Origin of the sequence: Citrobacter sp. RHBSTW-00570 (genome assembly GCF_013739755.1) — a bacterium.
Lineage (GTDB): Bacteria > Pseudomonadota > Gammaproteobacteria > Enterobacterales > Enterobacteriaceae > Citrobacter > Citrobacter braakii.
In genome coordinates, this window is the sequence record NZ_CP056399.1 from 1,038,516 (window position 1) to 1,057,950 (window position 19,435).

Sequence of the window (19,435 nt, forward strand, 5' to 3'; positions counted from 1 at the left end):
ACGCAATCCTGGTTAATCGTTTGACGATGAGTTCCCCGGCTCTGTCAGCGCCGAAACGGAATGGCGACGCACCAGAGTTGGGTTAAAGACGTGGGTAATTTCAGGTGCGGGTCGCTTCTCCGCCAGCGCGAGCGCCAGTTCGGCGGCCTGGGTTGCCATCGTCACGATGGGATAGCGTACCGTGGTCAGACGTGGGCGTACATAGCGGGAAATCAGCACATCATCAAAGCCAATCAGCGAGATTTCTCCCGGCACATCAATGCCGTTATCATTCAATACGCCCATGGCGCCAGCCGCCATTGAGTCGTTGTAGCAGGCTACCGCAGTGAAGTTTTTGCCACGACCAAGTAACTCGGTCATGGCCTGTTCACCGCCGCTTTCATCCGGTTCGCCGAACGTCACCAGTCGATCGCTCACCTGTATATTGCTCTCCGCCAGCGCGTCGTAATAGCCTTGCAGACGATCTTCCGCATCAGAAATACTGTGATTGGAACACAGGTAGCCAATGCGCGTATGGCCCTGTTGAATAAGGTGTCGGGTAGCGAGCCATGCGCCGAAACGGTCATCGAGGGCAACGCAGCGTTGTTCGAATCCCGGCAGAATTCGGTTAATCAATACCATGCCGGGGATTTGCTTCATTAATGAAGCCAAATCCGCATCCGGGATGATTTTGGCATGGACAACAAGGGCCGCGCAGCGGTGGCGAATGAGCTGTTCAATCGCCTGACGTTCCTTCTGTTCATTATGGTAGCCGTTGCCAATCAGCAAAAAATTCCCGGTGTTATAGGCCACCTGCTCGACAGCTTTAACCATTGCCCCAAAGAATGGATCGGACACATCACCAACGACCAGGCCGATGGTTTCAGTGGATTGTTGCGCCAGTGCACGCGCATTGGCATTGGGGTGGTAGCTGAGTGATTCCATTGCACTCGTTACGGCCAGACGCGATGCTTCGCTGGCTTTGGGGGAATCATTGATCACTCGAGAAACGGTGGCGACTGATACACCAGCTAGTCGGGCTACATCCTTTATGGTCGCCATGATAGTACCTGTTGTGGGTAAACGCTTACATTCCGTCAGTGTTACGGAAAATGGCTGGCTGTTCAAGCAGATTGCCCGTCAGGACCTCGCAAATGTGAGCGCGCGAGCGAAGATAAGACAGAAAATAGAAAATGCTAATTTTTGCTTACACTTTGCGATGTGCTGTTGCGATTGTTCGCTGGTGGGAGAACTGAGCGGATTGCTAAAGTTGGGGTCCCAGAGGTATTGATAGGTGAAATCAACTTTCGGGTTGATCACTAGAATTACACCAGCCTGCGCAGATGCGCAGGTTTTTTTTGTGCACAGAAAACCCCCAGCTAGGCTGGGGGTTCCGGAAAGCTTTCAGCTTTGGGCCAGTTATTAAAACCCCTTTTGATTTGTTAAAACACATTGCGGTCTGGCAACTGCAAATGTTTAACAAGAAATCAAAAGGGGGTCCCAATGGGGGACGAAAAGAGCTTAGCGCACACCCGATGGAACTGTAAATATCACATAGTTTTTGCGCCCAAATACCGGAGACAAGCATTCTACGGTGAGAAACGCAGGGCGATAGGCAGCATCTTAAGAAAGCTGTGTGAGTGGAAAAACGTGCGGATCCTGGAAGCGGAATGCTGTGCGGATCATATCCATATGCTTGTGGAAATCCCACCCAAAATGAGCGTATCCGGCTTTATGGGGTATCTGAAAGGGAAAAGCAGTCTGATGCTGTATGAACAGTTTGGGGATATGAAATTCAAGTACAGGAATAGAGAGTTCTGGTGCCGGGGATACTACGTAGATACGGTGGGTAAGAACACGGTGAAGATACAGGAATACATAAAGCACCAGCTTGCAGAAGATAAAATGGGTGAGCAGTTATCGATCCCTTATGCGGGTAGCCCGTTTACGGGCCGTAAGTAACGAAGTCTGATGCAAATGTCAGATCGTATGCGCCTGTTAGGGCGCGGCTGGTAACAGAGCCTTATAGGCGCATCCGAAAAACCTCCGGCTATGCCGGAGGATATTTATTTTGCCTTCAGCCTATCTGTAACAGTAACCGATAATTTACACAACTCGTTGCATTTGGGTTCATTCCTTTGCGTTTTCGTACTGGCGTATCTGGCTGCTGACGACCACAATCAAGATCCCAGAGGTATTGATTGGTGAGATTATTCGGTACGCACTTCGTACCTGTCTCTTGCACCGACCTGCGCGGATGCGCAGGTTTTTTTTCGGACTGTATTTACCTGTTTACCTGTCGCGCCCATTCCCCAACTCGTATACTCTCCCACCATTAATGTTTCTATAATTAATGGCACAGGGAGTTGAGATGCTATTTGGCTTTTTTCGTAATCTGTTTCGCGTGCTTTTCCGCGTTCGCGTCACGGGCAATGTCAGCGCGCTACAGGGAGAACGCGTTCTAATCACTCCCAACCATGTCTCATTTATAGACGGCATCCTACTGGCGCTATTTTTACCGATTCGTCCCGTCTTCGCCGTTTACACCTCGATCAGCCAGCAATGGTATATGCGCTGGCTAACCCCGCTGATTGACTTTGTGCCGTTAGACCCAACCAAACCGATGTCGATTAAGCATCTGGTCCGTCTGGTCGAGCAGGGCCGTCCGGTGGTGATTTTTCCCGAAGGACGCATTTCGACCACCGGTTCGTTGATGAAAATATATGACGGTGCCGGGTTTGTCGCCGCGAAGTCGGGAGCGACGGTCGTTCCTGTCCGCATTGAGGGAGCAGAGCTTTCCCACTTCAGCCGCCTGAAAGGTCTGGTTAAACAGCGATTCTTCCCGCGTATCCACCTGCACATTCTACCGCCGACTCAAATGCCAATGCCGGAAGCCCCGCGAGCGCGCGATCGCCGCAAAATCGCCGGTGAAATGCTGCATCAAATTATGATGGAAGCACGCATGGCGGTACGCCCGCGTGAAACGCTATACGAGTCGCTGCTGGCGGCAAAATACCGTTTTGGCGCGGGCAAAAACTGCATTGAAGATGTTAACTTTACGCCAGACAGCTACCGCAAGCTGCTGACTAAGACGCTCTTTGTGGCCCGTATTCTGGAAAAATACAGCGCCGAAGGTGAAAAAATCGGCCTGATGCTGCCAAATGCGGGGATCAGCGCGGCGGTCATTTTTGGAGCCATTGCGCGTCGACGCATTCCGGCCATGATGAACTACACGGCGGGCGTGAAAGGGTTAACCAGCGCCATTACTGCGTCTGAAATCAAAACGATCTTCACTTCCCGACAGTTTCTCGATAAAGGCAAACTCTGGCATCTACCGGAACAGCTAACCCAGGTACGCTGGGTTTATCTGGAAGATTTAAAAGCCGATGTGACGTTGAGCGATAAGCTGTGGATTTTCTCACATCTGCTGGCACCGCATCTGGCGCAGGTGAAACAGCAGCCGGAAGAGGCTGCGGTGATCCTCTTTACGTCTGGTTCGGAAGGCCATCCGAAAGGCGTGGTCCACAGCCACAAGAGTATTCTGGCGAACGTTGAGCAGATTAAAACAATTGCCGATTTCACCGCCGATGACCGCTTTATGTCGGCACTGCCGCTGTTCCACTCCTTTGGCCTGACGGTGGGATTATTCACACCGCTACTGACCGGTGCGGAAGTGTTTCTTTATCCCAGCCCGCTTCATTACCGCATTGTGCCGGAGCTGGTATACGACCGGAACTGCACCGTGTTGTTTGGTACTTCAACGTTCCTCGGTAACTATGCGCGTTTCGCGCATCCGTACGATTTCCACCGCCTGCGCTATGTGGTGGCAGGCGCAGAAAAACTGCAAGACAGCACAAAGCAGCTATGGCAGGAGAAATTTGGCCTGCGTGTCCTTGAAGGCTATGGCGTGACGGAATGTGCGCCGGTTGTGTCGATCAATGTGCCGATGGCGGCAAAATCAGGAACGGTAGGGCGCATCTTGCCTGGCATGGATGCCCGACTGCTGGCTGTTCCGGGTATTGAGGACGGTGGGCGTTTACAACTGAAAGGCCCGAATATTATGAGCGGCTATTTGCGCGTCGAAAAACCTGGCGTGCTGGAAGTGCCGACGGCAGAAAATGCGCAGGGTGAGATTGAGCGCGGCTGGTATGACACCGGAGACATCGTCCGCTTTGATGAAAACGGCTTTGTACAGATCCAGGGGCGCGCCAAGCGTTTTGCTAAAATTGCCGGAGAGATGGTCTCGCTGGAAATGGTTGAGCAACTGGCATTGGCGGTATCTGCAGACAAAATGCACGCCACGGCGATCAAGAGCGATGCCAGCAAAGGTGAGGCGCTGGTGCTGTTCACTACCGACAGCGAACTCACACGTGAAAAACTACAGCAGTATGCGCGAGCGCATGGCGTGCCTGAACTTGCCGTACCGCGTGATATTCGCCACCTGAAGCAACTCCCATTACTCGGCAGCGGTAAGCCGGATTTTGTTACGCTGAAAAGCTGGGTCGATGAGCCGGAAAAACAACATGATTGAGTCAGCGCACACTAACACTTCAATCTGGTCCAAAGGGATGATGTCCGTCATCGCCGCGCAGTTTCTGTCGGCGTTTGGCGATAACGCGCTGCTGTTCGCCACGCTGGCGCTGCTGAAGGAACAATTTTATCCGGACTGGAGCCAGCCAATCCTGCAAATGGTGTTTGTGGGCGCTTACATCCTGTTTGCGCCATTTGTTGGACAGGTGGCGGATAGCTTTGCCAAAGGCAGAGTGATGATGTTCGCGAACGCCCTGAAACTGCTGGGCGCGGCGAGTATTTGCTTCGGCATTAATCCGTTTCTCGGGTATACGCTGGTGGGGATTGGCGCGGCCGCGTATTCACCGGCCAAGTATGGCATTCTCGGTGAACTGACCACCGGTGACAAACTGGTGAAAGCCAACGGTCTGATGGAAGCCTCCACCATCGCCGCGATTTTGCTCGGTTCTGTCGCCGGCGGCGTTCTGGCCGACTGGCATGTGATTGCCGCGCTTTCTGCCTGTGCGCTGGCCTATGCTGGCGCCGTGGTGGCTAACCTGTACATCCCGAAACTGGCCGCGGCTCGTCCTGGCCAATCCTGGCATCTGGGGAAAATGACGCGCAGTTTCTTCTGCGCCGCTTCTTCGCTGTGGCGCAACGGTGAAACACGTTTTTCGTTGGTCGGAACCAGCCTTTTTTGGGGCGCGGGCGTCACGCTGCGTTTTCTGCTGGTGCTGTGGGTTCCGGTGGCGCTCGGCATCACCGATAACGCTACGCCGACCTACCTCAATGCCATGGTAGCGATTGGGATTGTAGTAGGCGCGGGGGCGGCAGCGAAGCTGGTGACGCTGGAAACCGTGTCGCGCTGTATGCCTGCGGGGATCCTGATTGGCGTCGTGGTGCTGATTTTCTCACTTCAGCATGCGCTGCTTCCGGCTTACGCGTTGCTGATGCTTATCGGCGTGTCAGGTGGCTTCTTTGTGGTACCGCTGAATGCGTTGCTGCAGGAGCGGGGCAAGAAAAGCGTCGGTGCGGGTAATGCGATCGCGGTGCAAAACCTGGGCGAGAACAGCGCGATGCTGCTGATGCTTGGGATTTACTCACTGGCAGTGCTGGTGGGGATCCCGGCGGTAGCGATTGGTATTGGATTCGGTGCGCTGTTTGCGCTGGCGATTGCGGCGCTGTGGATTTGGCAGCGCCGCCAGCCTGGTACGAGATGAATGAACAATGAATGTGCCGGATGGCAGCGTCGCCTTATCTGGCCTACAGAGAGCAGCAATTTGTAGGTCTGATAAGCGTAGCGCCATCAGGCACTAACCGTCACGGTGCAGGATAGGTATACACCTGATGCACCGCTTCAATCTCTGCCAGTACTTCTTCGTTCAACTCCAGATGCAGGCTTTCAACGTTGGTTTTTAGCTGCTCCATCGTCGTGGCTCCCAGCAGGGTGCTGGCGACAAACGGCTGACGACGCACGAATGCCAGCGCCATTTGCGCAGGATCCAGATTATGGCGTTTCGCGATATCCACATAGGCCGCAACGGCTTTTTGCGTTTGCTCACCGCTGTAACGCGTGAAACGGCTAAACAGCGTATTGCGTGCACCGGCTGGCTTCGCGCCGTTCAGGTATTTACCGGTTAATGTACCGAAGCCAAGGCAAGAGTAGGCCAGCAGTTCAACGCCTTCATACTGGCTCACTTCCGCCAGTCCAACCTCATAGCTGCGATTCAGCAGGCTGTAGGGGTTCTGGATGGTGGCGATGCGCGGCAGATCGTGTTTGTCCGCCAGGTGCAGGTAGCGCATCACGCCAAACGCGGTTTCATTGGACACGCCGATGTAGCGAATTTTCCCCGCGCGCTGAAACTCTGCCAGCGCGTCCAGCGTATCCAGCAGCGAAACGACCGGCGCAGAGTCCGCCCAGTTGTAGCCTAACTTACCAAAGCAGTTGGTCGGGCGCTGCGGCCAGTGAACCTGATACAGATCCAGGTAATCGGTTTGCAGTCTTTTCAGGCTGTCGTGCAGCGCTTCACGAATATTTTTACGGTCTAGCGCCTGATTCGGTCGAATACCGCTGTCGTTGTTACGTGAAGGTCCACTGACCTTAGAAGCAACGATTAGCTTTTCACGGCTGCCGTGTTTGGCGAGCCAGTTACCTACGTAGGTTTCGGTGAGACCCTGGGTTTCAGGACGCGGCGGTACCGGATACATCTCGGCAACGTCGATCAAATTTATGCCTTGTTCTACGGCATAATCGAGCTGTGCATGTGCGTCGGCTTCGCTGTTTTGTTCACCAAACGTCATTGTGCCCAGCCCCAGTGTACTGACTTCAAGCGAGCTGTGGGGTATACGGTGATATTGCATAGCCGTTTCCTTTTTATAATCACGACATAAGGATTATAAAAATGGCTGAGGGAAGAGAAAAAGGGAAGTAAAATTGTTAAGGCCAGCGCGCTGCTGACCTCAACCATCAGCGTTCAATGATTTGAGACACATCATCGCGATTAATCTGCATCGCATTGCCTTGCTGGTCGTGATAGCTCACCAGACCGGTATCATCGTCAATTTCTGGTTTTCCATCGGTCAGGATCATTCGACCATCTTTTGTCGCCATTACATAATCACTGCTGCATCCGGAAACGGCAAAAGCCAGTCCTACGGCGGAAATCAAAACTGCCCATTTTTTCATCTGCTTATCCTCACATGGCCTGCATCTGACAATAGTTTAGTAATAACGCGAAGTTGTGCATGGCGAAAGCAGTAAAATCTTAAACTGTGAGAAGAGGTAGGTGTGGCGTGCATTCGCTCCCCGTGCGGGGAGCGATGGATTTCATCAGAGCGGATTTTTTTTATTACGCCACAGGTTCAGGGTCTCTACCGCAATAGAGAAGAACATGGCGAAATAGATATATCCTTTCGGAACGTGGACGTCGAAACTTTCCAGAATTAGCGTGAAACCGACCAGAATCAGGAACGAGAGCGCCAGCATTTTTACCGAAGGATGGCGATCGACAAAATCGCCAATCGGGCGTGCAGCAAACATCATCACACCCACGGCAATCACCACTGCCGCCATCATGATAAACAGATGATCGGACAAGCCTACCGCAGTAATCACGGAATCCAGGCTGAAGATAATGTCTAACAACATGATCTGCACAATCGCGCCCAGAAAAGAGGAAACGCGGGTTTTCAGCCCCTCTTCCTCACCTTCAATGGATTCGTGGATCTCCTTACTGGCTTTCCAGATCAGGAACAATCCCCCCAGTAGAAGGATCAGGTCGCGCGCTGATATTGCCTCGCCAAACACTTCGAATAGCGGGTTTGTCAGACGCGTTACCCAGGCAATAGAGGCGAGCAGTGCCAGACGCATGATCATCGCCGCCGCAAGCCCAATACGTCGGGCATGATTGCGTTGCGCTGTCGGGAGTTTGGCTACAACCAGAGAGAGGAAAATAATATTGTCGATCCCAAGAACGATCTCCAGCAGCGTCAGCGTACCGAGCGCAAGCCAGGCGTTAGGATCGGTTATCCATGCAAATAACATCGAACAAAGTCCTGCCAAAAAAAAGAAGCGGTAATTATAGGCCCGTAACGCGGCGGGTGAAAGACCGGACGGTGCCTATTGCGCCTGGAACAAGAAATGTCGCTCAAGCAATGCGCGCGTGAAGTTCTTTTTCAAGTAAAAACCGCGTGGTAGGGTCAGGATGGGTTCGCCATGGGCGCCAATGGCCTCGGTAAGCGCTCGGGCGTTGGCGGCTTTAGGACGCAGCTGTAGCACTTCCCCATGGCGGGCAGTGATGCGTTCGACGTGGCCTAACACTATCATGTCCATCAACTCTTCCCAGTCCAGACGCAATTGCCGGTCTTCTTCTTCATTCGGGCTCCACAGCAGGGGAGAGCCGACGCGGCGCTCAGCCAGCGGGATGCTGCGTTCGCCTTCTACCGGGATCCACAGAACGCGTTTAAGTTTGTGCCGCACATGGCTGGTTTCCCAGGTAACGCCGGTATTGCCGGTTAACGGTGCCACGCACACAAAGGTGGTTTCCAGCGGTCTGCCAAGGCTATCCACTGGGATTGTTTTCAGCTCCACGCCCAGCGCCGCAAAATCCTGCTCCGGTTTGCTGCCCGCACTGGCGCCGAGCCAGATTTCCAGTAGCACGCCAATCCAGCCTTTATCGCGCTTGAGATCCTTGGGGGCGACGAGTCCCGCCATTGCCGCCAACTCTCCCAGCGCGTAGCCCGAAAGCAGCTGTGCCTGGCTCAACAACTGGGCTTCAGATTCAGGGGGAGAAAGCAGCGGATGGAGTTCTGACATCGGGTTAACCCTTAGGTGAAAAAATGAGCAAAGATTTTATACCGTGTGGACAGAGTTTATCTTTTTCCACATGCTTTATTCAATTCTATGATTTATATTGGTTTTTAGATTCACATACGCAGAGTTGCGCAACAGCGAAGCGGGTTTTCCAATTCTGGTCACTGACAATGAACAGGATCTTACACCATGTTATCCACAGAAAGATGGGATAACTGTGAAAAACCCCCACTACTGTTTCAATTTACAGCCTTGACGTGCGACGAAAATCGAATTTTCACACAAATTGTGCCTAACTTATTGGCATAATCTGTGGATAAAACCAACGCTGGTCGATCTTTCATCAGCCTGAAGATCGTGTGCGTGATATACGTCACGTTTCTATGGGTTTATTTGCGCTGAACGGTTTTAACTTTATGAATATAGAAGACTATTTTTGATATGTGACGAATGTCTTATTCGGACTGTTCTGGGTTTTCCCATAGTAATTCCGTACTTCTTCACAACTATATCCACAGAAAAGGTGAATAAAATCGCCTTGCTTGCCCTTCTTCTGTTTATAACTCCGCCCTTAGCTGTGAGTTATTCAATTGTTATTAGAGTATCGCGCCCTTAACAGAGTGGTTTACCGCCTCTCTGGAGTGTGAAACAATCGTTTGTATATAAGGTTTATATTGAGGTAGTCCGGTGATTGATGACGATGGCTACCGCCCGAATGTAGGGATAGTAATTTGTAACCGCCAGGGGCAGGTCATGTGGGCCCGGCGATTTGGTCAGCACTCCTGGCAATTCCCGCAAGGTGGGATAAATGCAGGAGAGACAGCAGAGCAGGCGATGTACCGGGAACTCTTTGAAGAAGTGGGTCTCAGTCGTAAAGATGTACGGATCCTTGCTTCTACTCGTAACTGGTTGCGTTACAAGTTACCGAAACGTTTGGTGCGTTGGGACACGAAGCCGGTTTGTATCGGCCAGAAACAAAAATGGTTTCTTCTGCAATTGGTTAGCAGCGATGCTGAAATCAATATGCAAACCAGCAGTACACCTGAGTTCGACGGCTGGCGCTGGGTGAGTTACTGGTATCCGGTTCGACAGGTGGTGTCATTTAAACGCGATGTCTATCGCAGGGTGATGAAAGAATTCGCAAGTGTTGTCATGGCGCTTCAGGAGAGCACTCCTAAGCCGCAAAGCGCACCTGCGTACAGACGTAAAAGAGGTTAAGCTACGCAAATTATGCTCACCCGCCTGCGCGAAATAGTCGAAAAGGTGGCCAGTGCTCCGCGTCTGAATGAAGCGCTGAATATTCTGGTTACCGACATCTGTCTTGCGATGGATACAGAGGTCTGTTCGGTTTACTTGGCCGATCACGATCGACGTTGTTATTACCTCATGGCGACCCGGGGACTGAAGAAACCGCGTGGTCGTACTGTCGCACTCGCGTTTGATGAAGGTATCGTTGGCCTGGTTGGCAGGCTGGCGGAACCTATCAACCTCGCCGATGCGCAAAAACATCCCAGCTTTAAATACATCCCTTCGGTAAAAGAAGAGCGCTTTCGTGCGTTCTTAGGCGTACCGATTATTCAGCGCCGTCAGCTGTTAGGTGTGCTGGTGGTCCAGCAGCGCGAATTGCGCCAGTACGATGAAAGTGAAGAGTCTTTCCTCGTCACGCTCGCCACGCAAATGGCGGCGATTCTTTCGCAGTCGCAGCTAAACGCGCTGTTCGGCCAATACCGGCAAACGCGCATCCGCGCATTGCCCGCCGCGCCTGGCGTGGCAATAGCCGAAGGCTGGCAGGATGCGACGCTGCCGCTGATGGAGCAGGTCTATCAGGCTTCAACGCTGGATCCGGTGCTTGAGCGCGAGCGGCTCACCGGTGCGCTGGAAGAGGCGGCGAATGAATTCCGCCGCTACAGCAAACGCTTTACCGCCGGGGCGCAGAAAGAAACGGCGGCGATTTTTGATCTCTATTCACACTTGCTTTCCGATACTCGTCTGCGCCGTGAGCTGTTTGCGGAAGTGGATAATGGTTCGGTGGCCGAGTGGGCCGTTAAAACGATCATTGAAAAGTTTGCCGAACAGTTTGCCGCGCTGAGTGATAACTACCTCAAAGAGCGGGCCGGAGATTTACGCGCGCTGGGCCAGCGTCTACTGTTCCATCTTGACGACTCGATCCAGGGGCCGAATACCTGGCCGGAGCGCTTTGTGCTGGTGGCGGATGAGCTTTCCGCCACCACGCTGGCGGAACTTCCTCAGGACCGCTTAGTCGGTGTGGTTGTCCGGGACGGCGCGGCCAACTCTCATGCGGCTATTATGGTTCGTGCGCTGGGCATCCCTACCGTCATGGGGGCCGATATCCAGCCATCGGTGTTACACCGCCGTACGCTGGTAGTGGACGGTTATCGCGGTGAACTGCTGGTCGATCCAGAACCGGTATTGATCCAGGAATACCAGCGTCTTATCAGTGAAGAAATTGAGCTGAGCCGCCTGGCGGAAGACGACGTCAACCAGCCAGCACAGTTGAAAAGCGGCGAGCGCGTGAAGGTGATGCTCAATGCGGGCCTCAGCCCGGAGCATGAAGAGAAGCTGGGGAGCCGGATCGACGGCATTGGCCTGTATCGCACCGAAATCCCGTTCATGCTGCAAAGCGGTTTTCCTTCGGAAGAAGAACAGGTTGCGCAGTATCAGGGCATGCTGCAAATGTTTAACGACAAGCCGGTGACTCTGCGTACGCTGGATGTCGGCGCCGATAAACAACTGCCCTACATGCCGATCAGTGAAGAGAACCCGTGCCTTGGCTGGCGTGGGATCCGCATAACGCTCGATCAGCCGGAGATCTTTTTGATCCAGGTTCGGGCCATGCTGCGTGCCAACGCGGCAACCGGCAACCTGAGCATTTTGCTGCCGATGGTCACCAGCATTGATGAAGTGGACGAAGCGCGACGTTTGATTGAACGCGCCGGACGCGAAGTGGAAGAGATGATCGGCTACGCGATCCCAAAACCGCGCATTGGCATCATGCTGGAAGTTCCGTCGATGGTGTTTATGCTGCCGCATCTGATAAACCGGATAGACTTTATCTCGGTCGGAACCAACGATCTCACCCAGTACATTCTGGCTGTCGATCGTAACAATACACGGGTAGCCAGCATTTATGACAGCCTGCATCCGGGTATGTTACGTGTGCTGGCGATGATTGCGCAGGAAGCCGAAAGAAGCGGTATCGATTTGCGATTGTGCGGTGAAATGGCGGGCGACCCGATGTGCGTGGCCATTCTGATCGGCCTGGGTTTTCGCCATTTGTCGATGAACGGTCGTTCCGTGGCTCGCGTTAAATATCTGCTGCGCCATATCGATTTTGATGAGGCGCAAACGCTGGCGCAACGCAGCCTGGAAGCGCAGATGGCGACAGAAGTACGCCATCAGGTGGCGGCTTTTATGGAACGCCGTGGCATGGGGGGACTGATTCGCGGGGGATTGTGAATCGGGGGCTGGTAACAGTAGGTATACATATCTTTTAACTGTAATCGGCATCCGCTGCGATCCCCATGTGCTATCATTCGCACCTTTGGAGCGCCTGCATTATGCAGGCGCGCTTATCAATTGCTGTCTGACTTCAGCGAAATAACAAGAACTTGTGGTGACAGATGACCAGTAGCTATCTGCATTTTCCGGATTTCGATCCGGTCATTTTCTCAATCGGACCCGTCGCGCTTCACTGGTACGGCTTAATGTATTTGGTGGGGTTTATTTTTGCGATGTGGCTGGCGACGCGCCGTGCTAATCGTCCGGGCAGTGGCTGGACCAAAAATGAAGTAGAAAATCTACTGTATGCGGGCTTCCTCGGGGTTTTCCTTGGAGGGCGTATTGGTTACGTACTGTTCTATAACTTCCCGTTATTCCTCGATAACCCGCTGTATCTGTTCCGCGTTTGGGACGGCGGGATGTCCTTCCACGGTGGGCTTATTGGTGTGATCCTGGTGATGATTATCTTCGCCAAACGCACCAAGCGTTCGTTCTTCCAGGTTTCTGATTTCATTGCCCCGCTGATTCCGTTTGGTCTGGGGGCAGGGCGTTTGGGCAACTTTATCAACGGTGAGCTGTGGGGACGCGTTGATCCGAATTTCAAGTACGCCATGCTGTTCCCGGGCTCCCGTACCGAAGACATTTTACTGCTGCAAACTAACCCGCAATGGCAGTCTATTTTTGATACCTACGGCTCGCTGCCGCGCCATGCCTCACAGCTTTATGAGATGGCGCTGGAAGGCGTTGTGTTGTTTATCATTCTTAATCTGTACATTCGTAAACCGCGCCCGATGGGTTCGGTATCCGGTCTGTTCCTGATTGGTTATGGCGCGTTTCGTATTATCGTTGAATTCTTCCGCCAGCCGGATGCACAGTTTACCGGCACCTGGGTACAGTACATTAGCATGGGACAGATCCTCTCAATCCCGATGATTGTCGCAGGCATTATTATGATGGTTTGGGCGTACCGCCGCAGCCCACAGCAACACGTTTCCTGAGGAACCATGAAACAGTATTTAGAACTGATGCAAAAAGTGCTGGATGAAGGCACACAGAAAAACGACCGTACCGGAACCGGAACGCTTTCCATTTTTGGTCATCAGATGCGTTTTAATCTGCAGGAAGGGTTCCCGCTGGTTACGACTAAACGCTGTCATTTACGCTCGATCATTCATGAACTGCTGTGGTTTTTGCAGGGCGACACCAACGTTGCCTACCTGCATGAAAACAACGTCTCAATCTGGGACGAATGGGCGGATGAAAACGGTAATCTGGGCCCGGTTTATGGCAAACAGTGGCGTGCGTGGCCTACGCCAGACGGTCGCCATATTGACCAGATCACCACGGTGTTAAACCAGCTCAAAAATGACCCGGACTCTCGCCGAATTATCGTTTCTGCATGGAACGTCGGTGAGCTGGATAAAATGGCGCTGGCGCCGTGCCACGCGTTCTTCCAGTTTTACGTGGCGGATGGCAAGCTCTCCTGCCAGCTTTATCAGCGTTCGTGCGATGTGTTCCTCGGTTTGCCGTTTAACATTGCCAGCTACGCCTTGCTGGTACACATGATGGCGCAGCAGTGCGATCTGGAAGTGGGTGATTTTGTCTGGACCGGCGGCGACACGCACCTGTACAGCAATCATATGGATCAAACGCATCTGCAGCTTAGCCGCGAACCGCGCGCGCTGCCGAAGCTGGTCATCAAACGTAAGCCTGAATCTATCTTTGACTATCGCTTCGAAGATTTCGAAATTGAAGGCTACGATCCGCATCCTGGTATTAAAGCGCCAGTGGCTATCTAATCGGCTTCATGCTGTCACAACCGACGCCCGTGTGCGTCGGTTTTTTTTGTCTCAAATCGCGTTCTTCGGCGTGGGTTCCTGAAATATTGCAACGACCTGCAACGCGACAAATATTCCTCGTAGCTCGCCGTAGAAACCGAATTTCCCGCTCGTTATTCATTTTCCTCACGCCATACTGGCGACATGAAAAAACAACACGGCTACACGCTTATCGAAACCCTGATTGCGATGCTGATCGTCGCGGCGCTTGGCGCCTCGGGGCTGTATGGTTGGCAGCGCTGGCAACAGCAACAGCGGCTATGGCAAACCGCCATTCAGGTGCGAGATTACCTGCTGCAACTGCGTGAAGATGCTAACTGGCGTAACCGCGATCACGTCATCAGCGTGATTCGGGATGGCACATCCTGGTGTTTTGTCAGCTCTGCTGCTGTGCAAACCACGTGTCTACCCGTTTCGCCCTTGGTTTTTACACCGCCCTGGGACGATGTCGAAATGGCAGAGATAACGCCTTCACTGGCCTTTTTTGGTCTGCGCAATACGGCATGGGCTGGACATATTCGCCTGAAAAATACGACAGGGGAATGGCGCGTGGTGGTGTCAGGCTGGGGGCGAATCAGGCTTTGCGAGAAAGATGAGGCCAGGTTATGTCAGTAAATGAACGGGGCTTTTCACTCCTGGAGGTGCTGATTGCTATGGCGATTAGCAGCGTTTTATTGCTTAGCTCAGCGCGATTTTTACCCGCGCTGCAGCGAGAGATCCTGCGCAACACGCGCCAGTTAGCGCTTGAAGATGAAATATGGCAGCGGGTATACACCGTGGCGAAGCATCTTCAGCGGGCAGGGTACTGCCGCGGAAACTGTGTCGGAGAAGGGCTGGAGATATCGGCTAAGGGCGACTGTGTCATTGCGCGCTGGGATGCCAATAGCAACGGCATTTGGGAGAGCAGTCCCGCGAAAGAGGCCGATACGATTGGATTTCGTTTACAGGACAAGGTACTGGAGACCCTGCGGGGAGTAACGGACTGCAATGGAAAAGGGTGGGAGAAAATGTCCGATCCAGCCACGATACAGATTGAGGCATTTCAGGTTGAACGTCTGAATATCAGCGGATATTCCCCGCTCCTTACGCTGCGTTTGCGCGGAGTGAACAATGTCGAACCACAAAAGGTTATTGAAGCAGTCTACAGCGTGACAGGATTCAACCTGTGAACCGTGAGCGGGGCGTTTCATCTTTAGCGATGGTCCTGTTACTGCTGGTGCTCGGTAGCCTTCTGCTGCAAGGCGTTAGCAGGCAGGAGTCCCGTTTTGCTTCGCGAGTGGTCACGCAAAGTCAGGCTCTGCAGCGCCAGGTGGTGGTGCAATCTGCGATGGAATGGGGGCGTATGCAGCCCTGGCGCTTACAACTCGCTGCACAGTGTCGGCGTTATACCACGCAGGATGCCGCGGTTTGTCTGCGACAGCTCACTAATAATTCCGTGCTGCTTATAGTCCATTATGAAGGGGTATCGTTATGGCGGCAGGGGGCGATTATTGATGACAATATCGAATACTCGGCGCACGGCTGGAGCGATTTTTGTCCGCTAAAGGAGCAGGCATTATGTCAGATCCCCTGAACAGACAGCGTGGCTTTAGCCTGCCGGAAGTGATGCTGGCAATGGTGCTGATGATCATGATTGTGACCGCGCTGTCAGGATACCAGCGGGCGCTGATGAACAGCTTTATCATCAGAAACCAGTATCAGCAACTCTGGCGTCACGCCTGGCAGCAAACCCAGCTGTATCAGTTTTCATCGCCTTTGAACTGGCAGGTTAACCGAATGCAGACAACGAGCGCGGGATGTGTCAGCATCAACGTTAAAATTTCTTCACCCTTGGGCAGGCAGGGTCAGATGACGCGTCTGCATTGCCCGAATCGTCAGTAGTCAGGAGTCGCTATGTTAAGGGTCTACCACTCCAATCGTCTGGATGTGTTGGAAGCGTTAATGGAATTTATCGTTGAGCGCGAGCGGCTGGACGACCCCTTTGAACCTGAGATGATCCTGGTTCAAAGTACCGGTATGGCGCAGTGGCTACAAATGACCCTTGCACAGAAGTTTAGTATTGCCGCCAACATCGATTTTCCGCTGCCCGCGAGTTTTATCTGGGATATGTTTGTGCGCGTGCTGCCGGATATCCCGAAAGAGAGCGCGTTCAGCAAACAGAGCATGAGCTGGAAGTTGATGACGCTGTTGCCGCAATTGCTGGATGGCGATGACTTCGCATTGCTGCGCCACTATCTGACGGACGACACCGATAAACGTAAGCTGTTTCAGCTTTCCTCGCGCGCGGCTGACCTCTTTGACCAGTATTTAGTCTATCGCCCTGAGTGGTTGACCCAGTGGGAAGCCGGGCGACTGGTTGAGGGACTCGGCGAATCTCAGGCCTGGCAGGCGCCGTTGTGGAAAGCGTTGGTGGAACACACCGAGGAATTGGGCCAGCCGCGCTGGCATCGCGCCAATTTATACCAACGATTTATTCAGACTCTGGAAAGTGCGTCCGAGTGCCCGCAGGGACTGCCTTCTCGCGTCTTTATTTGCGGCATTTCGGCTCTGCCGCCGGTTTATTTGCAGGCATTGCAGGCGCTGGGCAAGCACATTGATATTCATCTGCTGTTTACCAACCCTTGTCGCTACTACTGGGGAGATATAAAAGATCCCGCCTGGCTGGCGAAGCTGATGGCGCGTCAGCGTCGGCACAGCTTTGAAGAACGCCATCTGCCGCTGTTTCGCGATAGTCAGAAAGCCGAAGGATTGTTTAACAGCGATGGTGAACAGGATGTGGGCAACCCGATGCTGGCCTCGTGGGGCAAACTGGGGCGCGATTACATTTATTTGCTTTCAGAACTGGAAAATAGTCAGGAGCTGGATGCGTTTGTCGATATAACACCTGACAATCTTTTGCATAATATTCAATCGGATATTCTGGAACTTGAAAGTCATGCCGTGGCGGGCGTTACCCTGGAAGAGTATTCGCGTAGCGACAATAAACGACGGCTTGAACTGAACGACACCAGCGTGACTTTCCATGTTTGTCATAGCCCACAGCGCGAGGTAGAAATTCTTCATGACCGCCTGCTGGCAATGCTGGAAGCGGATCCTACGCTGACGCCGCGCGATATTATTGTGATGGTGGCGGATATCGACAGCTACAGCCCATTTATTCAGTCGGTCTTTGGCAGTGCGCCAGCTGAGCGTTACTTACCTTATGCGATTTCCGACCGTCGGGCGCGCCAGTCTCATCCCGTCTTACAGGCCTTTATTAGCCTGCTGTCGCTGCCGGATAGCCGTTTTGTCTCAGAGGATGTGCTGGCATTACTGGATGTGCCCGTGCTGGCGGCGCGTTTCAATATCAATGAAGAAGGGCTGCGCTATCTTCGTTTATGGGTCAATGAATCCGGGATTCGCTGGGGAATTGACGACGATAACGTGCGTGAACTGGAACTTCCGCCTACAGGTCAGCATACCTGGCAATTTGGTTTAACGCGCATGCTGCTCGGCTACGCGATGGAAAGCGCGCAGGGCGAGTGGCAATCGGTATTGCCATACGATGAGTCCAACGGTTTGATTGCCGAGTTGGTAGGGCATCTGGCCTCGTTGCTGATGCAGCTCAATCTCTGGCGTAGAGGGTTAGCGCAGGAACGGCCGCTGGAAGAGTGGCTGCCCGTTTGTCGGGACATGCTTAATGATTTCTTCCTGCCGGATGCAGATACCGAAGCGGCGATGACGCTGATTGAACAGCAGTGGCAGGCCATTATCACTGAAGGTCTGGGGGCTGAGTATGGTGATGCCATACCGCTTTCTCTATTGCGTGATGAGCTGGCCCAGCGTCTTGACCAGGAGCGCATTAGCCAGCGCTTCCTGGCGGGGCCAGTTAACATTTGTACGCTGATGCCGATGCGCTCTATTCCTTTCAAGGTGGTGTGCCTGCTGGGTATGAACGATGGCGTTTATCCGCGTCAGCTTGCGCCGTTGGGCTTTGATTTGATGAGTCAAAAACCGATGAGGGGCGATCGCAGCCGTCGCGATGATGACCGCTACCTGTTTCTTGAAGCATTGATTTCAGCACAGCAAACGCTCTACATCAGCTACATTGGCCGCTCCATTCAGGACAACAGCGAGCGCTTCCCGTCGGTACTGGTGCAGGAACTGATGGACTACATCGGGCAAAGCCACTATCTGCCGGGCGATGAATCGTTGACCTGCGATCAAAGCGAGGCCCGGGTAAAAGCACACATTACTCGTTTGCATACCCGTATGCCCTTTGATGCACAAAACTATCTGCCGGGCGAACAGCAAAGCTATGCCCGGGAATGGCTGCCTGCGGCGAGCCTGTCAGGAAAAGCGCACACGGATTTTGTCCAGACGCTTCCCTTTGAGATGCCTGAAACGCTGACGCTGGAAACGCTGCAGCGATTTTGGGCTCATCCGGTAAGGGCTTTTTTCCAGATGCGGCTGAGGGTCAACTTCCGCTCTGAAGAAAGTGAGATCCCGGAAACGGAACCGTTCACTCTTGAAGGATTAACCCGCTATCAGCTTAATCAGCAATTGCTTAACACGCTGGTTGAAGAGAAGGATGCTGAACAACTGTTTCGCCGTTTTCGTGCGGCGGGCACGCTTCCCTATGGGCCATTTGGCGAAATTCTGTGGGATACGCAGCGTCAGGAGATGCAGTCGCTGGCTGAACGCATTATCGCCTGTCGTCAGCCCTGTCAGAGTATGGAAATCGATCTTAACTGTAACGGCGTGCAAATCACCGGTTGGTTGCCACAGGTGCAAGAGGACGGTTTGTTGCGCTGGCGCCCATCTTTGATAAGCATTGCGCAGGGTGTGCAACTTTGGCTGGAACATCTTGTCTATTGTGCCAGTGGCGGTACGGGAGAGAGCCGGTTGTTCCTGCGTAAAGACGGGGAATGGCGTTTTCCGCCACTGGATGCAGAGCAGGCGCTGCTGTACCTGTCGCAGCTCATTGACGGGTATCGGGAAGGCATGTCGTCACCATTGCTGGTATTGCCCGAAAGCGGCGGCGCCTGGATAAAAACCTGTTATGACGCCGTAAATGATGCCATGTTAGATGACGATGCAACGTTGCAAAAAGCGCGCAGTAAGTTTCTGCAGGCCTATGAAGGCAACATGATGGTACGGGGTGAAGGTGATGATATCTGGTATCAGCGTCTTTGGCGTCAGCTGGATGCGGCTACGCTGGATACCATTGTTTTACAGTCTCAGCGCTACCTGTTACCGATTTTTCGCTTTAATCAGTCATGATGATTGTATAAAAATT

The 19,435-nt window shown here is 53.1% G+C and carries 17 protein-coding genes; 12 read left to right on the forward strand and 5 right to left on the reverse strand.

Going from position 1 to position 19,435, the window contains the following annotated elements; all coding sequences use genetic code 11:
• Positions 1-12: 12 nt before the first annotated feature.
• Positions 13-1,041 carry an HTH-type transcriptional regulator GalR gene (gene galR / locus HV237_RS05000; protein WP_047357804.1) on the reverse strand — a complete coding sequence of 343 codons (1,029 nt, stop codon included), beginning with the start codon at positions 1,039-1,041 and terminating at the stop codon, positions 13-15.
• A gap of 441 nt (positions 1,042-1,482) precedes the next feature.
• Here galR and tnpA point away from each other — a divergent pair, with 441 nt between their 5' ends.
• The 3 genes from tnpA to lplT all read left to right on the forward strand — a co-directional run bounded on the left by tnpA (position 1,483) and on the right by lplT (position 5,708).
• On the forward strand, positions 1,483-1,941 hold the full coding sequence (gene tnpA, locus HV237_RS05005; protein WP_079778750.1) for an IS200/IS605 family transposase: 459 nt from the start codon (positions 1,483-1,485) through the stop codon (positions 1,939-1,941).
• A gap of 409 nt (positions 1,942-2,350) precedes the next feature.
• Entirely contained in the window at positions 2,351-4,510 is a 2,160-nt protein-coding gene (gene aas / locus HV237_RS05010; RefSeq protein WP_047359081.1) for a bifunctional acyl-ACP--phospholipid O-acyltransferase/long-chain-fatty-acid--ACP ligase, read from the forward strand.
• Positions 4,503-5,708: a lysophospholipid transporter LplT gene (lplT, locus tag HV237_RS05015; RefSeq protein ID WP_016154279.1), complete on the forward strand. Its 1,206-nt coding sequence runs from the start codon at positions 4,503-4,505 to the stop codon at positions 5,706-5,708. The genes aas and lplT overlap by 8 nt, the downstream gene beginning before the upstream one ends.
• 100 nt (positions 5,709-5,808) lie before the next feature.
• Here the strand turns inward: lplT and HV237_RS05020 are convergent, their stop codons facing one another.
• The 4 genes from HV237_RS05020 to mutH all read right to left on the reverse strand — a co-directional run bounded on the left by HV237_RS05020 (position 5,809) and on the right by mutH (position 8,803).
• The gene (locus HV237_RS05020) at positions 5,809-6,849 is read right to left on the reverse strand and encodes an NADP(H)-dependent aldo-keto reductase (protein WP_047359082.1); all 1,041 of its coding nucleotides are present in this window, start codon (positions 6,847-6,849) and stop codon (positions 5,809-5,811) included.
• A 106-nt stretch (positions 6,850-6,955) separates the two neighbouring features.
• Positions 6,956-7,174: a lipoprotein YgdR gene (ygdR, locus tag HV237_RS05025; RefSeq protein WP_000758660.1), complete on the reverse strand. Its 219-nt coding sequence runs from the start codon at positions 7,172-7,174 to the stop codon at positions 6,956-6,958.
• A 144-nt stretch (positions 7,175-7,318) separates the two neighbouring features.
• On the reverse strand, positions 7,319-8,032 hold the full coding sequence (locus HV237_RS05030; protein WP_016154277.1) for a TerC family protein: 714 nt from the start codon (positions 8,030-8,032) through the stop codon (positions 7,319-7,321).
• 75 nt (positions 8,033-8,107) lie between these two features.
• On the reverse strand, positions 8,108-8,803 hold the full coding sequence (mutH, locus tag HV237_RS05035; protein WP_016157380.1) for a DNA mismatch repair endonuclease MutH: 696 nt from the start codon (positions 8,801-8,803) through the stop codon (positions 8,108-8,110).
• A 684-nt stretch (positions 8,804-9,487) separates the two neighbouring features.
• On the opposite strand from mutH, the gene rppH reads away from it, so the two are divergent.
• The 9 genes from rppH (at position 9,488) to recC (ending at position 19,419) form a co-directional block, all read left to right on the forward strand.
• The gene (gene rppH / locus HV237_RS05040) at positions 9,488-10,018 is read left to right on the forward strand and encodes an RNA pyrophosphohydrolase (RefSeq protein WP_003825602.1); all 531 of its coding nucleotides are present in this window, start codon (positions 9,488-9,490) and stop codon (positions 10,016-10,018) included.
• Between the two features lie 12 nt (positions 10,019-10,030).
• Entirely contained in the window at positions 10,031-12,277 is a 2,247-nt protein-coding gene (ptsP, locus tag HV237_RS05045; RefSeq protein WP_016157379.1) for a phosphoenolpyruvate--protein phosphotransferase, read from the forward strand.
• 164 nt (positions 12,278-12,441) lie between these two features.
• Positions 12,442-13,317: a prolipoprotein diacylglyceryl transferase gene (gene lgt, locus HV237_RS05050; RefSeq protein WP_003825606.1), complete on the forward strand. Its 876-nt coding sequence runs from the start codon at positions 12,442-12,444 to the stop codon at positions 13,315-13,317.
• Positions 13,318-13,323: 6 nt separating this feature from the next.
• Complete coding sequence (gene thyA / locus HV237_RS05055; protein WP_003033990.1) at positions 13,324-14,118, forward strand: thymidylate synthase; 795 nt, start codon at positions 13,324-13,326, stop codon at positions 14,116-14,118.
• 183 nt (positions 14,119-14,301) lie between these two features.
• Complete coding sequence (locus HV237_RS05060; RefSeq protein ID WP_047359083.1) at positions 14,302-14,772, forward strand: prepilin peptidase-dependent protein; 471 nt, start codon at positions 14,302-14,304, stop codon at positions 14,770-14,772.
• Complete coding sequence (locus tag HV237_RS05065) at positions 14,763-15,326, forward strand: prepilin peptidase-dependent protein (RefSeq protein WP_047359084.1); 564 nt, start codon at positions 14,763-14,765, stop codon at positions 15,324-15,326. Before HV237_RS05060 ends, HV237_RS05065 begins: the two co-directional genes overlap by 10 nt.
• Positions 15,323-15,730 carry a DUF2509 family protein gene (locus tag HV237_RS05070; protein ID WP_047359085.1) on the forward strand — a complete coding sequence of 136 codons (408 nt, stop codon included), beginning with the start codon at positions 15,323-15,325 and terminating at the stop codon, positions 15,728-15,730. The genes HV237_RS05065 and HV237_RS05070 overlap by 4 nt, the downstream gene beginning before the upstream one ends.
• Positions 15,715-16,038 carry a prepilin-type N-terminal cleavage/methylation domain-containing protein gene (locus tag HV237_RS05075; RefSeq protein WP_047359086.1) on the forward strand — a complete coding sequence of 108 codons (324 nt, stop codon included), beginning with the start codon at positions 15,715-15,717 and terminating at the stop codon, positions 16,036-16,038. Before HV237_RS05070 ends, HV237_RS05075 begins: the two co-directional genes overlap by 16 nt.
• A gap of 12 nt (positions 16,039-16,050) precedes the next feature.
• Positions 16,051-19,419 carry an exodeoxyribonuclease V subunit gamma gene (gene recC, locus HV237_RS05080; RefSeq protein ID WP_047359087.1) on the forward strand — a complete coding sequence of 1,123 codons (3,369 nt, stop codon included), beginning with the start codon at positions 16,051-16,053 and terminating at the stop codon, positions 19,417-19,419.
• Positions 19,420-19,435: the final 16 nt, after the last annotated feature.

Coding starts and splice junctions, on each gene's coding strand:
- HV237_RS05065 (WP_047359084.1), top strand. CDS start 14,763: ATGTCAGTAAATGAACGGGGCTTTTCACTCCTGGAGGTGCTGATTGCT.
- mutH (WP_016157380.1), bottom strand. CDS start 8,803: ATGTCAGAACTCCATCCGCTGCTTTCTCCCCCTGAATCTGAAGCCCAG.
- lgt (WP_003825606.1), top strand. CDS start 12,442: ATGACCAGTAGCTATCTGCATTTTCCGGATTTCGATCCGGTCATTTTC.
- HV237_RS05020 (WP_047359082.1), bottom strand. CDS start 6,849: ATGCAATATCACCGTATACCCCACAGCTCGCTTGAAGTCAGTACACTG.
- aas (WP_047359081.1), top strand. CDS start 2,351: ATGCTATTTGGCTTTTTTCGTAATCTGTTTCGCGTGCTTTTCCGCGTT.
- recC (WP_047359087.1), top strand. CDS start 16,051: ATGTTAAGGGTCTACCACTCCAATCGTCTGGATGTGTTGGAAGCGTTA.
- HV237_RS05030 (WP_016154277.1), bottom strand. CDS start 8,032: ATGTTATTTGCATGGATAACCGATCCTAACGCCTGGCTTGCGCTCGGT.
- tnpA (WP_079778750.1), top strand. CDS start 1,483: ATGGGGGACGAAAAGAGCTTAGCGCACACCCGATGGAACTGTAAATAT.
- HV237_RS05060 (WP_047359083.1), top strand. CDS start 14,302: ATGAAAAAACAACACGGCTACACGCTTATCGAAACCCTGATTGCGATG.
- ygdR (WP_000758660.1), bottom strand. CDS start 7,174: ATGAAAAAATGGGCAGTTTTGATTTCCGCCGTAGGACTGGCTTTTGCC.
- galR (WP_047357804.1), bottom strand. CDS start 1,041: ATGGCGACCATAAAGGATGTAGCCCGACTAGCTGGTGTATCAGTCGCC.
- HV237_RS05075 (WP_047359086.1), top strand. CDS start 15,715: ATGTCAGATCCCCTGAACAGACAGCGTGGCTTTAGCCTGCCGGAAGTG.
- lplT (WP_016154279.1), top strand. CDS start 4,503: ATGATTGAGTCAGCGCACACTAACACTTCAATCTGGTCCAAAGGGATG.
- thyA (WP_003033990.1), top strand. CDS start 13,324: ATGAAACAGTATTTAGAACTGATGCAAAAAGTGCTGGATGAAGGCACA.
- ptsP (WP_016157379.1), top strand. CDS start 10,031: ATGCTCACCCGCCTGCGCGAAATAGTCGAAAAGGTGGCCAGTGCTCCG.